Annotated in this window: 12 protein-coding genes; 9 read left to right on the top strand and 3 right to left on the bottom strand. The window is 54.4% G+C overall.

Annotation, left to right across the window (positions count from 1 at the left end):
• Window positions 1-53 precede the first annotated feature (53 nt).
• A complete protein-coding gene (locus J9880_RS01485; protein WP_119827436.1) occupies window positions 54-797 on the top strand; it encodes a type 2 GTP cyclohydrolase I in 744 nt (247 codons plus the stop codon).
• Between the two features lie 117 nt (window positions 798-914).
• On the opposite strand, the gene J9880_RS01480 is transcribed toward J9880_RS01485, so the two are convergent.
• Entirely contained in the window at window positions 915-2309 is a 1395-nt protein-coding gene (locus tag J9880_RS01480) for an MFS transporter (RefSeq protein WP_408637227.1), read from the bottom strand.
• A gap of 276 nt (window positions 2310-2585) precedes the next feature.
• On the opposite strand from J9880_RS01480, the gene pxpB reads away from it, so the two are divergent.
• From pxpB to nei, 5 genes are read left to right on the top strand one after another with little or no spacing between them, the layout of a single operon-like run.
• The gene (pxpB, locus tag J9880_RS01475) at window positions 2586-3251 is read left to right on the top strand and encodes a 5-oxoprolinase subunit PxpB (protein ID WP_232769993.1); all 666 of its coding nucleotides are present in this window, start codon (window positions 2586-2588) and stop codon (window positions 3249-3251) included.
• Window positions 3245-4174, top strand: a complete 930-nt coding sequence (pxpC, locus tag J9880_RS01470; protein WP_232769992.1) for a 5-oxoprolinase subunit PxpC — start codon at window positions 3245-3247, stop codon at window positions 4172-4174. Before pxpB ends, pxpC begins: the two co-directional genes overlap by 7 nt.
• Window positions 4164-4901: a 5-oxoprolinase subunit PxpA gene (gene pxpA / locus J9880_RS01465; protein WP_095921197.1), complete on the top strand. Its 738-nt coding sequence runs from the start codon at window positions 4164-4166 to the stop codon at window positions 4899-4901. The genes pxpC and pxpA overlap by 11 nt, the downstream gene beginning before the upstream one ends.
• Before the next feature lie 25 nt (window positions 4902-4926).
• Window positions 4927-5577 (top strand): pyroglutamyl-peptidase I, encoded by a 651-nt coding sequence (gene pcp / locus J9880_RS01460; RefSeq protein WP_095921198.1) that lies wholly within the window; start codon window positions 4927-4929, stop codon window positions 5575-5577.
• Window positions 5577-6371, top strand: coding sequence for an endonuclease VIII (nei, locus tag J9880_RS01455; protein WP_232769991.1), 795 nt, complete (start codon window positions 5577-5579; stop codon window positions 6369-6371). Before pcp ends, nei begins: the two co-directional genes overlap by 1 nt.
• 50 nt (window positions 6372-6421) lie before the next feature.
• Here the strand turns inward: nei and J9880_RS01450 are convergent, their stop codons facing one another.
• Window positions 6422-9388: an autotransporter family protein gene (locus J9880_RS01450; RefSeq protein ID WP_232769990.1), complete on the bottom strand. Its 2967-nt coding sequence runs from the start codon at window positions 9386-9388 to the stop codon at window positions 6422-6424.
• A gap of 485 nt (window positions 9389-9873) precedes the next feature.
• Window positions 9874-11157, bottom strand: a complete 1284-nt coding sequence (locus J9880_RS01445) for a citrate synthase (RefSeq protein ID WP_095921201.1) — start codon at window positions 11155-11157, stop codon at window positions 9874-9876.
• 875 nt (window positions 11158-12032) lie between these two features.
• On the opposite strand from J9880_RS01445, the gene sdhC reads away from it, so the two are divergent.
• From sdhC to sdhA, 3 genes are read left to right on the top strand one after another with little or no spacing between them, the layout of a single operon-like run.
• Complete coding sequence (sdhC, locus tag J9880_RS01440; RefSeq protein WP_015698116.1) at window positions 12033-12422, top strand: succinate dehydrogenase cytochrome b556 subunit; 390 nt, start codon at window positions 12033-12035, stop codon at window positions 12420-12422.
• On the top strand, window positions 12416-12763 hold the full coding sequence (sdhD, locus tag J9880_RS01435; protein WP_095921202.1) for a succinate dehydrogenase membrane anchor subunit: 348 nt from the start codon (window positions 12416-12418) through the stop codon (window positions 12761-12763). The genes sdhC and sdhD overlap by 7 nt, the downstream gene beginning before the upstream one ends.
• 3 nt (window positions 12764-12766) lie before the next feature.
• Complete coding sequence (gene sdhA / locus J9880_RS01430) at window positions 12767-14533, top strand: succinate dehydrogenase flavoprotein subunit (RefSeq protein ID WP_131692630.1); 1767 nt, start codon at window positions 12767-12769, stop codon at window positions 14531-14533.
• Window positions 14534-14549: the final 16 nt, after the last annotated feature.

Here is a 14549-nt window from a genome sequence, read left to right as displayed (position 1 = left end):
CGGGCCGCCGCTTGCGTTATCCTCTGACGATATTTAATGAAGAGTGGAACGCCATGAACAACCTCCAGCTTGAACAGCTGATTAACCAGAAACTGGATATCAGCAATTACAAAGATTACGCACCGAACGGATTGCAGGTCGAAGGACGTCGCGAAGTACAGCGCGTGGTCACCGGCGTGACGGCGTCGCAGGATCTGCTGGATGCCGCGATAGCCGTTGAAGCGGACGCGGTGCTGGTGCATCACGGTTATTTCTGGAAAGACGAGCCGACGGAAATCCGTGGCATGAAACGCAACCGTCTCAAAACCCTGCTGGCGACAGACACCAACATGTACGCCTACCACCTGCCGCTGGACGGACATCCTGAACTCGGCAATAACGCGCAACTGGCAAAACTGTTCGGTATCACCGTGCAGGGTGAAATCGCTATTTTGCTGCCCTACGGTGAACTGGAAAAACCGCTGACCGGTGAGGAATTCCGCCAGCGGATTGAAGTCACGCTGGATCGCAACGTGCTGCACAGCTCACAGAATGCCCCGGCTGAAATCCGCCGCGTGGCATGGTGTTCCGGCGGCGGTCAGGGCTATATTCAGAAAGCGGCGGAATTTGGCGTCGATGCCTTCATCAGCGGTGAAGTGTCCGAACAAACCATACACATCGCCCGCGAAATGGGGCTGCATTTCTTCGCCGCAGGCCATCACGCCACCGAACGTTATGGCGTGAAAGCACTGGGTGAATGGTTGGCAGCGGAACATGGGTTGGACGTTATGTTTATCGACATCGATAACCCAGCCTAGGGGCTATCTTTTTTGCCATTTTGAATCCGGGCAGTGCGCGTGCCAGTCACGTACTCACTGTACGCTCCTGTCCCTGTGCGCTGGCCGGATCCAAACTGACTGCAACGATTACGCCCCTCACTTCTGAGACATTTTATCCGATGACTCATCAGACACGCTGTCTTCCAGCAGGGTAAACGCCCGCTGTAATCCGGTATCCACTTCAGGGTCTGCGCCCTGCGGTGGATACTTGCTTTCCTCTTCTTCTTCTTCCTCCACGTTTTCGCTTTCCTCAACCTGCGGTTCCACCACGTTTTCCGGGGCGGGCATGGTCTCCTGAATCATCTGTTCGTCAAACGCCGGGTTCAGTGCAGGGGAGAGCGGGGAACTGCTCAGGCTGTCCGGCATGGCGATGTGCGGCACCGGCGCATCGACGGCCATCTGGGTTTCTTCTTCTTTCTTCGACGTCCGGCTCAGCGCCACAATTCCGGCCCCACACAGGGCGAAAAAGGCGTAAAGGATATTGCCGCCTAATGGCTGGATCAGCGCGCCAACCGCCAGCGGGCCGATACAGGCACCGACGCCAAAGGCCATCAGCAGACAAGCTGAGAGCGACACGCGGCGTTCCGGTTCAATCATGTCATTCGCCAGTGCGACGACCAGCGGGTACAGCGTGAACTGCATCAGGCTGACGACAAAGCCAATACCGAGCAGCAGCGGAAACGAAATGTGGCTGACCAGCGCCAGCGGCAGGGCAGCCACTGCCAGCAGAATGGCGTTAATGCGCATCAGCATGTTGCGGTTATAGCGATCCGACAACCAGCTGAGCGGAAACTGGGCCAGCAGCCCGGCGAAAATCGCCAGCGCCATAAACAGGCCGGTTTGCTGCGTGCTCAGTGCCTGCTGGCTGGTGTAAATCGGCGCGAGTCCGTAGAACGAACCGACGACCATGCCGATTAACAGCGTGATCGCCAGCACTTTGGGGATCGCCCCAATAAAGAATTTCAGTTCCATCGGCGCCGGAGACATATGGCCGACGTTGGTGCGGGTGGTCAGCGCAATCGGCACCAGACATAGCGCGAAACACAACGCGATAACGATCAGCGTACTGACGCCTAAATCGCTGTTGAGCATCAGCACCACCTGGCCGAGCGCCATGCCGAGATAAGACGCCACCATATAAAAGCCGAATACCACGCCGCGCTGGTTGGCCTCCGCCTGATCATTGAGCCAGCTTTCCAGCACCATATATTGCACCATCATGCATAAGCCGATGATCAGGCGCAGCACCACCCAGACCGGAATGATGTCCGTCAGGCCGTGACCGAGCACGGCGGCAGTGATGATCCCGGAACAGGAAACGTAAGCGCGGATGTGACCGACGCGGGCGATCAGGATGTGGCCGACTTTGCCGCCGATCACCAGCCCGATGTAGTTGGCCGCAATGATTGCCCCGATCATCGCGCCGCTGACGTGAACCGCCGAAAGACGCAGGGAAATATAAGTCGTCAGCAGGCCGGAACCCAGCAGCATCAGTAACGTCGTGGTATAGAGCGGAAAAAAGAGTGCTAATGGTTTTCTCACAGGCCATCCCTATTGTGTAACGAAGGCGTTATCCAAACGCTAAAAAAACAGCAACATTTCTGAGAGTAGCAGGTGCAGGCGGCTGGCGAAACCTCAGTGTCCCGCGCAAACGGGCAGATGAGTTGACATCAGCACTCTGTTTCCCGCATAACTGATAACAAATCTCACGCTATTGATTTGATGAATAACCCGATGATCCACAACCCTTCTTTGAGGAGTGTCTGAGTGCAACGAGCACGATGTTACCTGCTGGGTGAACGCGCGGTAGTGCTGGAGCTGGAACCGCCGGTGTCGCTGAAAAGCCAGCAGCGAATTTGGGGGCTGGCGCAACGTTTACAGGATCGCGCCACCTATCCGGGCGTACGCGAAGTCATTCCCGGTATGAATAATCTGACGGTATTACTCACCGAGGCGCAAAGTTCCGCGCTGGATGCCATCGAGCGTCTGCAAAACTGGTGGGAAGAAAGTGAGGCCATTGAGCCGGAATCGCGGCTGATCGAAATTCCGGTGATTTACGGCGGTGTGCAGGGGCCGGATCTGGACAACGTGGCGCGCCATACCGGCATGACGCCGCGTCAGGTGGTGGAATGCCATGCCGGGACGGCTTACACCGTGTATTTTCTCGGTTTCCAGCCCGGTTTTCCTTATCTCGGCGGTCTGCCGGAAACGCTGGCGACGCCGCGCCATGGCGAACCGCGATTGTCGGTGCCTGCCGGTTCGGTTGGGATCGGCGGCAGTCAGACCGGGATTTATCCGCTGGCGACGCCGGGTGGCTGGCAGCTGATCGGGCAGACGCCGCTGGCGATGTTTGATCCGCTGCGTGCGACGCCGACCTTGCTGTTACCGGGTGACAGCGTGCGTTTCGTGCCGCAAAAGGAGGGCGTATGCTGAAGGTTTTACGCGCCGGGATGTTCACCACGGTGCAGGATATGGGACGCAACGGTTATCGCCAGCAGGGCGTCAGTCAGTCCGGTGCGCTGGATACACCGGCGTTGCGTATCGCTAACCTGCTGGTCGGCAACGATGAAAATGCCGCCGGGCTGGAAATCACGCTCGGACAATTCAGTGCCGAGTTTCACCGCGAAGGCTGGATCGCACTGACCGGGGCGGGCTGCCACGCGCAGCTTGACGGCAAAGACGTCTGGACCGGCTGGCGCTATGCGGTCAGGCCGGGCCAGGTACTGACCCTGAAAACGCCGGTGCGCGGGATGCGCAGCTATCTGGCGATTTCCGGCGGCATTGATGTGCCGGAAGTGATGGGATCGCGCAGCACCGATCTGAAAGCCCGTTTCGGCGGCTTCCACGGGCGTCCGTTGCAGGACGGCGATATGTTGCCGACCGGCGATACTTTCCATCATCCGAAAATTGCCGGTGGCATCAAACAGCTGCTGTTCGGTAACCGCATCCGTGCGCTGCCGGGGCCGGAATATCAGGAATTCAGTGCGCAGTCGCGGGAAGAATTCTGGCGCGCATCGTGGCAGCTTAGCCCGCAAAGTAACCGCATGGGTTACCGTCTGCACGGCCACACCCTGAAACGCGAAACCGACCGCGAAATGCTCTCGCACGGCTTATTGCCCGGCGTGGTGCAGGTGCCGCATGGCGGACAGCCGATTGTGCTGATGGCCGATGCCCAGACCACCGGCGGCTATCCGCGTATCGCCTGCGTCATCGAAGCCGATTTGTACAATCTGGCGCAGATCCGCCTTGGCGAGCCGGTTCACTTTGTAAAATGCACGCCGGAAGAGGCGCAGAAAACGCTGCGTGAGCAGTCACTCTTTATCGAACAGATTAAACGGGGGTTGTATGATCGTTGATCTCAATGCCGATCTGGGCGAAGGCTGCGCCCATGACGAGGCGCTGTTGCAACTGGTCAGCTCCGCCAATATTGCCTGCGGATTTCACGCCGGTGACGCGCAGACCATGCAGCAATCGGTTCGCTGGGCGCTGAAATACGGCGTGGCGATTGGCGCGCACCCCGGGTTCCCTGACCGGGAAAACTTTGGCCGCACCGCCATGCAACTGCCTGCCGAAACGGTGTATGCGCAGGTGGTGTATCAGCTGGGGGCGCTGGCCGCCATCACCCGTGCGCAGGGCGGAAAGATGGTGCATGTGAAGCCACATGGCATGCTGTACAACCAGGCTGCAACCGATGCGGTGCTGGCGGATGCCATCGCCCGCGCGGTGTATGACGTCGATCCCGCATTGCGTCTGGTCGGGCTGGCGGGCAGTGAGCTTATCCGCGCCGGTGAGCGTCTCGGACTGACCACCCGCGAGGAAGTGTTTGCCGACCGGCGTTATCAGCACAACGGCACATTGGTGCCGCGCAGTCAGCCGGATGCGATGATCGAAAGCGACGAACTGGCGCTGGATCAGACGCTGGCGATGGTGCAACAGAAAAAAGTGCTCAGCCGCGAAGGCGTCTGGGTGCCGGTTAACGCCGATACCGTCTGCCTTCACGGTGATGGTGAGCACGCGCTGACCTTTGCGCGTCGTCTGCGTGCGGCGTTTAATGAGCAGGCTATTCAGGTCAGCGCAGGCTGATTTTTGCAGTTTCCGGGGAGTCCCTATGCGTAAAGTGTTAGTTACCGGTTTTGAGCCTTTTGGCGGCGAACGTGTCAATCCTTCATGGGAAGTGGTGAAACAACTGGGCGATCTGGAATTATCCGGTGCGCAGATTGTGGTCCGTCAGTTGCCGTGCGTATTTGGTAAAGCGATTGATGCGCTGAATGCGGCGATTGATGACGTGCTGCCGGAAATGGTGATTTGCGTCGGTCAGGCGGGCGGGCGATGTGATTTCAGCCTCGAACGTGTGGCGATTAACGTCGATGATGCGCGTATTGCAGACAACGACGGCCATCAGCCGGTGGACGAACCCATTGTCGCAGACGGTCCGGCGGCGTATTTTTCCACCCTGCCGCTCAAGACCATTGTCAGCGGATTGCGCGAGTCGGGTATTCCGGCTTCCGTGTCGCAGACCGCAGGCACCTACGTCTGTAATCATGTGATGTACGGCCTGATGCACCGTCTGGCGCAACCGGCCTGCAAAGTGGTGAAGGGCGGTTTTATCCATATTCCTTATCTGCCGGAACAGGCCGCGCAACATCCCGGCGCGCCAAGTATGTCAGTACACACTGTCCTCAACGCCCTTGAGCTGACTATCGCCATCGCGCTGCACACGGAGCAGGATTTGAAAATTGCAGAGGGTGCGACTCACTGATGCCAGAAGGTCCTGAAATCCGGCGCGCGGCTGATTTGCTGTCAGAAGCGGTGGTGAATAAGCCCCTGACGGAAGTCTGGTTTGCGTTTCCGGCACTGAAACCCTATCAGTCTGCGTTGCGCGGAACCACCATCACCGCCATTGAAACACGCGGAAAAGCCCTGCTGACGCACTTCTCCAATGGCCTGACGTTGTACAGCCACAATCAGCTTTACGGTGTCTGGCGGGTACTGAATGCCGGTGAAGTGGCGAAAGAAACCAAACGGTCGCTGCGGGTGAAACTGCAAACCACCGACGCGGCGATCCTGCTTTACAGCGCGTCCGAGATTGGCATTTACGATACGGTGGATATCGAAAGGCATCCGTTCCTGCAACGTATCGGGCCGGATGTGCTGGATGAGCGTCTGACGGTCGCGCAGGTTCGTGAGCGGTTACTCTCGCCAAAATTCCGCAACCGTCAGTTAGGCGGAATGCTGCTGGATCAGGCGTTTCTGGCGGGGCTGGGTAATTATCTGCGGGCGGAAATTCTCTGGCTGGCGAAGCTGCTGCCGGAACATAAACCCAAAGAACTGAATGAAACGGAACTGGATGCGCTGGCGGATGCCTGTTTGTCGGTTGCGCGGTTATCCTATGCCACACGCGGCACGATGGATGAAAATGTGCATCACGGTGCGCTGTTTCGTTTTAAGGTGTTTGGCCGGACGGGCCTGCCGTGTGAACGTTGCGGTGATCCGATCATGAAAACCAGTGTGTCATCGCGACCGTTTTTCTGGTGCCCGGTGTGTCAGGTGTAGCGGATGAAAAGAAAAGGGCACCGGAGTGCCCTTAAGAAAGGAGAGCAGGGTCAGAAATTGACTTTCACACCCAGATTGCCGCTGTAGCCTTCCATATCCGAATCGAAACCTTTCTGGTAGCGGATGTCGGTGTAAATCGTGGTGTTTTCGCCAAGTTTACCCGCCAGACCTGCGCCACTCTGCCACCAGCTGTCGCTGAATTCGGCTTTCAGGCGTCTGTCGGCGATTTGCACATCCGGTTCATTGCCGATCGTGGTGACGGCATCCAGCGTCAGGTAGGGCGTCCAGGTCGGATTATCCAGGAATAAACGCACACCGCCGCGCGCCTGCGCATTGCTGGTGGAGACGCCGGAAACATGGCTGATGCCATCGCTGAAATCGTCCAGATTCAGATACTGATAGATCACCTGCGCCTGCGGTTCAATTTTCAGATTTTCATGCAAGGTAAAAGGCTTGCCCGCTTCGACCGATAAGGCAATGCCATATCCGTCCTGATCCGCATCATGCGTGCTGTCATAGCTGTTTTTATACCAGCTGCCCATGCCCACCGCGTCAATGTAGCCGCCATCCTGCGCTTTCAGCGTGTAGTAACCGCCGAAGCTGTAGATGTCACTGTCTATACTGCCGGTTTGTACGGAATACAGCGGGTTGTTGTTGCGAAGACTGTCTTCCGCGTCGGTATTCTGGCGTCCAAGTGTCATGAGAATACCGGCGCTGCGTTCGGTGTTTTCTGCGTCTTTATCCCACATCAGATCCATACCCAACTGCGCGAACCAGGTATCGGTGTCATAGCTGAAACGGCCTGCGTCATTTTCGGTGTGCGTGCCGACAATCCGGCCCCATGCGCCGTCTTTATGCAGCACATCGCCGCCGGTACGCTGGTGATAAGTGCCGATGGCATCGAAGCCGTACTGCATGTTCAGCACCGGTGCGGCGATATACCCCGGCACTTCCTCGCGCCATGGCAGATTATCATCGGTTGGCGTCGGGGTTGGGTTCACATCCGGGTTGTCATCCGGAACATCGTCAGGGATGTCGTCCGGGACATCGTCGGGATTATCGTCAGGATTGTCATCCGGTGTCGGGTCAGGGATAGGATCAGGATCCGGGATCGGTGTGGTGCAATCATAATTCGTGCAGGTGCTCAGGTACCAGTTTTCGCCCTCACCGGTGGTGATATCACCTTTACGCAGACCATAGTTGAAGGCGTTAGCTGAAACAGAATTACCCAGCGCGAAGGCATCCGTTCCCTGAATATTGGTGCCTGCTACGGTGATCACTTCGATACCGTTGCCCAGCGTATAGTTACCGCTCCCGCCGGTGCTGGTGACATACAGGGTATTCTTTCCCGTCACGTCGCCAGTGACATGGATTTGGTCTGTCGGCGAGTTACTGTCATCCAGATAAGTATTGATGCGATAAACGCCGTCGCCGGTCATATCGCCGTTCACGGTGAGCTCAGAGTAATCATTACCGCTGTGAGTGAAGAGGGTAGTACCGCCGGAGTTCATCTGCGAAATCGTGGAATCACCCGTTACAGTCCACTGACTGGAGTCGTCGATGTTGACGCTGTGGGTACTGCCCGTCACCCCTTCCCATTCCGAACCGCTGTTAAGATACACATCCACAACACTGCCGGTATCGGCAATGATTTCGCCTTCCATGTGAGAGTCACTGGCCGACAAGTTGATCTGGCTTTGTGTGGTAACACCGGTGCTGGTACTGGTATAACTCCTGGCTTTCAGCATCACGCCGTTTCCGCTTTGCACGGTTGATCCGTTATTCACATTTATCTGAGTATTTGCCCCTTCGGCGAGTATTCCCTCACTGGTGGCACTGCTGACAACGCTTTTATCCAGCGTCACGACGGCCTGATGGTCTGCATTAAAACCCTGCGCATAAATGCCATTTGCTAATGCACCGGTGGTCGATAACTCGCTGTTGCTGATGGTCATCTGGCTGTTGGCATAGGAACGGATAGCGGACGCACCTTCGCCGGTTGAATTCCCCTTAACCGCGTTGGCTTCAAGGGTAGAATCATTCATCGCAACCAGCAGATTACTGTTTCTTCCGCTGGTTGTAATCTCAGCACCATCAAGATCCATAATCCCTGTACGGGCAGCGACCACCGCGGCTGAACTGACGCCTGTTGTGATGATGTGCATATCTTTGCCGGTCAAGGTCACCGGTTGCGCATTGGGTGTATCTGATAATTCGCCAGAATCGACGTATAACGCATAGGAACTGTCGCCTGTTGTCGTGACGGTGACATGGTCTAACCCGGTATCTCCACGTGCATTTATTGCTTCGGAATTTGCGCCGTGTGTCGTCAGTTGCAGGTTACTTGCTGTTAACGTTGCGCTGGACGCCGCAATGTTAAATCCGCTGGTATTATTGCCATTTGCCTCATAAATGCCGCCGTCTAACCTGACCTTACTGTAGGCATTTGCATCGACGATGGAACTGTTGGTGCCTGTTAATTGAACGTTGCCATCAATGATGGTGACGTCAGCAATGACGGTATTTTTTCCCCCTAAGGCATAAATAGCACTTTGACTTTCGGGAGATCCCGAAGATTGCTGATTAACAGTGAGTCCGTTAATATAAGCAGATGCTTCTTCAACAGAGACTGCTCTTTTTCCGTCAACTAATAATTCAATATTTACATTGCTGATATTCGCACGAGCACCTGCGCGAATATCAATCCCTACCGCCTGAGTCGCGTCACTACTTATTCGAATATCATCACCGAGCAAGGTGGAATTGTTATCTGAAACATAAATAACGCTGCTGCCATTTTTCCCTGAACTAATATCTGCGTTATAAATTTCGGCGGAGCCGCCACTTTTTATGTTAAATGTCTTACTGGAATTTGTTGTGCTCACGTCAGCATAGTTAAGTATCAGCTTACCTTGATTAATAATATTGAAGGCATAGGCTTCGTTGCCGGTGGTTGAAACGACGGATTTAAGAGGAATAGGAGCAGGAATACCCGGAAGGGCCATTTCTCCGGCCACGGTGACTTTTGTTCCTGCATCGGTGATGATATAGGCAATGCCGTCATTACCAGGTGTCGAGGAAGAATTAATACTTGGAAATTCATAATCACCGCCAGCGTATGTCGCGGTTGCCAATGCTGAAAATGAAGGCAATAAAAGACTTAATATAGCACTCGATAATAATGTTTTTTTAAACGAACGCGAGCTGTTCCGATTTTCTTCCATGTCAGAATGTCCTGTGTTGAATAATGGCGTGTTTATATTACCTGTTCCAGTTAATCGTTTTTTTATCTAACGAGTTAATATGGAATCATAATAATGACTCATCGTTTTTATTACATGACAAATTTCTGGGGAGGATATATCACGAAATGTAAAGCGTCAATTAATGGTGTTAATATTCAGTCTTATTAAGAAGTCTGAATATACGATTAAGAATTCGTGGGGATGGTAAATAAAAAAGGCCGATGAGTTATTCATCGGCCTTATATATTACGGAGGACTTATTTTTTCAGCTGAGAATGGAAATCGCGTTTGTCGTAGCCGGTATACAGCTGACGAGGACGGGCGATTTTGATGCCTTCCTGATGCATTTCGCTCCAGTGTGCAATCCAGCCTACGGTACGGGCCATCGCGAAGATCACGGTGAACATGGAAGACGGAATGCCCATCGCTTTCAGGATGATGCCGGAGTAGAAATCGACGTTCGGGTACAGTTTCTTCTCGATGAAGTACGGGTCGTTCAGCGCGATGTGCTCAAGCTCCATCGCCACTTCCAGCAGGTTGTCTTTCAGATCCAGCTCTTTCAGCACTTCATGACAGGTTTCACGCATCACGGTGGCGCGCGGGTCATAGTTTTTATAAACACGGTGACCGAAGCCCATTAGGCGGAAGGAATCATTTTTATCTTTCGCGCGTTTCACGAAAGCAGGGATGTGATCCACGCTGCTGATTTCTTCCAGCATTTTCAGCGCCGCTTCGTTGGCACCGCCGTGAGCCGGTCCCCACAGGGACGCAATGCCCGCAGCGATACAGGCGAACGGGTTCGCGCCGGAAGAACCGGCGGTACGCACGGTGGATGTTGACGCGTTTTGCTCGTGGTCAGCGTGCAGGATCAGGATACGATCCATGGCGCGTTCCAGAATCGGGTTCACTTTATATTCTTCACACGGCGTGGAGAACATCATGTGCAGGAAGTTACCGGCATAAGACAGGTCGTTGCGCGGATACACAAACGGCTGACCGATAGAATATTTGTAACACATGGCGGCCACGGTCGGCATTTTGGACAGCAGACGGTAAGCGGCGATTTCACGGTGACGTTCGTTTTCGACGTCGATGGAGTCGTGATAAAACGCGGCCAGTGCGCCGGTCACGCCACACAACACCGCCATCGGGTGAGAGTCGCGACGGAAGCCGTGGAACAGACGGGTAATTTGCTCATGCACCATGGTGTGACGGGTGACATTGGTCTTGAATTCGTCAAACTGTTTCTGCGTCGGCACTTCGCCGTTCAGCAGCAGATAGCTCACTTCAAGGAACGTGGATTCTTGTGCCAGCTGGTCAATCGGGAAACCACGGTGCAACAGAATGCCTTCTTCACCGTCGATATAGGTGATTTTGGATTCGCAGGATGCAGTAGAGGTGAAACCGGGGTCATAGGTGAAAAGACCTTTAGAACCGAGGGTGCGGATATCCACTTCATCCTGGCCCAGCGTGCCGGACAGCACGTTTAGTTCAATCGGGTCGTGACCTTGTAGGGTAAGTGTCGCTTTCTTATCAGCCATTTACAGTCTCCTTAGCGCCTTATTTTTAAAAATCAGTAACAACAGAAATGCCTGGAAGCGACGCCTTGTAAGGTCATTATTATTGTCAGCCTTAGCTCTGCGATCGAATGGGAAGGGAACGTAGAGCTGAGTCGAAGTGCAGTCTCAGACTGCTCTGTGACAAACAAGCGGCGTTTCATCGTTGTTAACGATTCGGTAAATCATTACTGTTCTGTCGCTCAGTACCTGTGAAGAGTATGAGGATTTACACAATCACCACTTTTGCATAACTTGGGCCATCAGGGAAGACCCCGTATGTTGATTGTGTGATCCACTGATTCTTCAGAAACTTTCACCATTTTGGTGCGAGAGGGCAAAGCCGGTATGTGCTCAGAATCACAGTCCTATAGGGATAGCTCATTTGTAATGGAAATGTTGATCAAATGTCAAACTCGATAATTTATTTTGTGTCTTTTATAGAAAGTGAGAGCTAACTCACTGTTTCGGAGAAATGTGAATAAAGCATTTGTAGGGCAATTGTAATAAGAATGTGATCAACCTATACTCCTACAAGGTCTCCGGGCAATCCGAAGTAGGAGCACCCAGCATCATTTTCTTCGCCCTTTACGTTACGGCTACGAAAATACGTTTATCGCGCCTTTTAAGCACACTGGATGTCGTCCTTTGAGCGCGAAAACTGATGAGCTTTTAGCTCAGCTTTCCAAAGTTATTGGTGTTGTGGGAAGACGGCAAGCAACCGAATCCCTATGAGCTGACATAGGTCAGTGATTAGGGTGAGCGCGCGCAGCCAACGCACCCACAGCGACAAGAACGAAGGAAAGGGTGCTGTCTGACATACTGCTCCGGGCCGGAGGAAGTAAAATAATAAGAGCTGTGTGGGCAAAACCGTGAAAAAACAAAGACCTGTCAATCTGGATCTGCAAACGATCCGGTTTCCTGTTACTGCGATAGCGTCCATCTTACACCGAGTCTCTGGCGTAATTACCTTCGTCGCCGTCGGTATCCTCCTCTGGCTGTTAGGCCTGTCTCTCTCTTCTCCTGAAGGGTTTGCACATGCTGCCGCCATCATGAATAGCTTCTTCGTCAAATTCATCTTTTGGGGAATACTCACTGCGCTGGCCTATCACGTTTGCGGTGGCATCCGCCATCTGCTGATGGATTTTGGCTATATCGAAGAGAGTTTGGCTGCCGGTACCCGTTCTGCCCAGGTGGCAATCGGTCTGACCGTCGTGCTGTCAATTCTGGCTGGAGTCCTCGTATGGTAAGCAACGTTTCTGCGTTAGGGCGCAATGGTGTGCACGACTGGCTGTTACTGCGTGCTTCCGCCATCATCCTCACCCTGTACATCCTCTATATTCTGGGCTTCGTGGTTCTGGCTCAGGAACTGACATTTGATGTCTGGCATGGCTTCTTCTCTTCCTCCATCACCAAAGTATTCACACTGCTGGCGCTGCTGTCGATTCTGATCCACGCGTGGATCGGCATGTGGCAGGTGTTAACGGACTATGTGAAACCGGTAGCTGTCCGGCTTGTGCTGCAACTGGCCATTGTCGTGACATTAGTGGTTTACCTACTTTACGGAACAATTGTTGTTTGGGGAGCGTAGTAAATGAATCTGCCAGTCAGAGAGTTTGATGCTGTCGTTATCGGTGCAGGTGGCGCCGGTATGCGTGCCGCGTTACAAATTTCACAAATGGGGCTGTCTTGTGCCCTGATTTCTAAAGTCTTCCCGACCCGCTCCCATACGGTGTCAGCGCAGGGTGGTATCACCGTCGCGCTGGGTAACACCCATGAGGATGACTGGGAATGGCATATGTACGACACCGTAAAAGGTTCCGACTATATCGGTGACCAGGACGCCATTGAATATATGTGTAAAACCGGGCCGGAAGCGATTCTGGAACTCGAACACATGGGGCTGCCTTTCTCCCGTCTTGAAGACGGTCGTATCTATCAGCGTCCGTTTGGTGGCCAGTCGAAAAACTTCGGCGGCGAGCAGGCGGCACGAACTGCCGCAGCGGCTGACCGTACCGGTCACGCGTTACTGCACACGCTGTATCAGCAAAACCTGAAGAACGGCACCACGATTTTCTCCGAATGGTATTCACTGGATTTAGTGAAAAACCAGGACGGCGCCATCGTCGGCTGTACGGCTATCTGTATCGAAACCGGTGAAGTGGTGTACTTCAAAGCCAAAGCCACCGTGCTGGCCACCGGCGGTGCAGGGCGTATTTATCAGTCCACCACCAACGCCCACATTAATACCGGTGACGGTGTCGGCATGGCGCTGCGTGCAGGCGTGCCGGTGCAGGACATGGAAATGTGGCAGTTCCACCCGACCGGTATCGCCGGTGCAGGGGTACTGGTGACAGAAGGCTGCCGTGGTGAAGGCGGTTATCTGCTTAATAAAGACGGCGAACGTTTCATGGAACGTTATGCGCCGAATGCCAAAGACCTGGCGGGTCGTGACGTGGTGGCGCGTTCCATCATGATCGAAATCCGTGAAGGCCGTGGCTGCGAAGGTCCGTGGGGCCCGCACGCCAAACTCAAACTTGATCATCTGGGTAAAGACGTTCTGGAATCCCGCCTGCCGGGCATCCTGGAACTGTCGCGTACCTTCGCACACGTCGATCCGGTCAAAGAGCCAATCCCTGTTATCCCGACCTGCCACTACATGATGGGCGGTATTCCGACCAAAGTGACCGGTCAGGCGCTGCGTGTTAACGCACAGGGTCAGGATGAAGTGATCCCGGGTCTGTTCGCGGTCGGCGAAATCGCCTGCGTATCCGTTCATGGCGCTAACCGCCTTGGCGGTAACTCGCTGCTGGACCTGGTGGTGTTTGGCCGTGCGGCGGGCATGCATCTGCAGGAATCCATTACCGAGCAGGGCGAAAGCCGTGAAGCGTCTCAGGATGACATCGACGTGTCTCTGGAACGTCTGAACCGCTGGAACAACACCCGTTCAGGTGAAGATCCGGTGGCTATCCGTAAAGACCTGCAATCGTGCATGCAGAATAACTTCTCGGTCTTCCGTGAAGGTGATGCGATGGCGAAAGGTCTGGAAGAACTGAAAGTGATCCGCGAGCGTCTGAAATCTGCCCGTCTGGACGATACATCATCAGAATTCAATACCCAGCGCGTTGAGTGTCTGGAGCTGGATAACCTGATGGAAACCGCGTTCTCTACCGCCGTCTCCGCAAACTACCGCACTGAAAGCCGTGGCGCGCACAGCCGCTTCGACTTCCCTGAGCGTGATGATGCGAACTGGCTGTGCCACACGCTGTATCAGCCGGAAACAGAAAGCATGACCCGCCGTGAGGTGAACATGCAGCCTAAGCTTCGCGCGGCGTTCCCGCCGAAAGCGCGTACTTACTAGGGCGGAGCGGAGACAG

Source organism: Rahnella victoriana (assembly GCF_021276285.1).
Lineage (GTDB): Bacteria > Pseudomonadota > Gammaproteobacteria > Enterobacterales > Enterobacteriaceae > Rahnella > Rahnella victoriana.
This window is presented reverse-complemented; position numbering and strand designations above follow the sequence as displayed.

What these genes read in the sequence shown, in the direction of transcription:
- sdhD (WP_095921202.1), top strand. Translation starts at nt 12,416, where the DNA reads ATGGTAAGCAACGTTTCTGCGTTAGGGCGCAATGGTGTGCACGACTGG.
- sdhA (WP_131692630.1), top strand. Translation starts at nt 12,767, where the DNA reads ATGAATCTGCCAGTCAGAGAGTTTGATGCTGTCGTTATCGGTGCAGGT.
- pxpC (WP_232769992.1), top strand. Translation starts at nt 3,245, where the DNA reads ATGCTGAAGGTTTTACGCGCCGGGATGTTCACCACGGTGCAGGATATG.
- J9880_RS01485 (WP_119827436.1), top strand. Translation starts at nt 54, where the DNA reads ATGAACAACCTCCAGCTTGAACAGCTGATTAACCAGAAACTGGATATC.
- nei (WP_232769991.1), top strand. Translation starts at nt 5,577, where the DNA reads ATGCCAGAAGGTCCTGAAATCCGGCGCGCGGCTGATTTGCTGTCAGAA.
- pcp (WP_095921198.1), top strand. Translation starts at nt 4,927, where the DNA reads ATGCGTAAAGTGTTAGTTACCGGTTTTGAGCCTTTTGGCGGCGAACGT.
- J9880_RS01445 (WP_095921201.1), bottom strand. Translation starts at nt 11,157, where the DNA reads ATGGCTGATAAGAAAGCGACACTTACCCTACAAGGTCACGACCCGATT.
- pxpA (WP_095921197.1), top strand. Translation starts at nt 4,164, where the DNA reads ATGATCGTTGATCTCAATGCCGATCTGGGCGAAGGCTGCGCCCATGAC.
- J9880_RS01480 (WP_408637227.1), bottom strand. Translation starts at nt 2,309, where the DNA reads ATGCTGCTGGGTTCCGGCCTGCTGACGACTTATATTTCCCTGCGTCTT.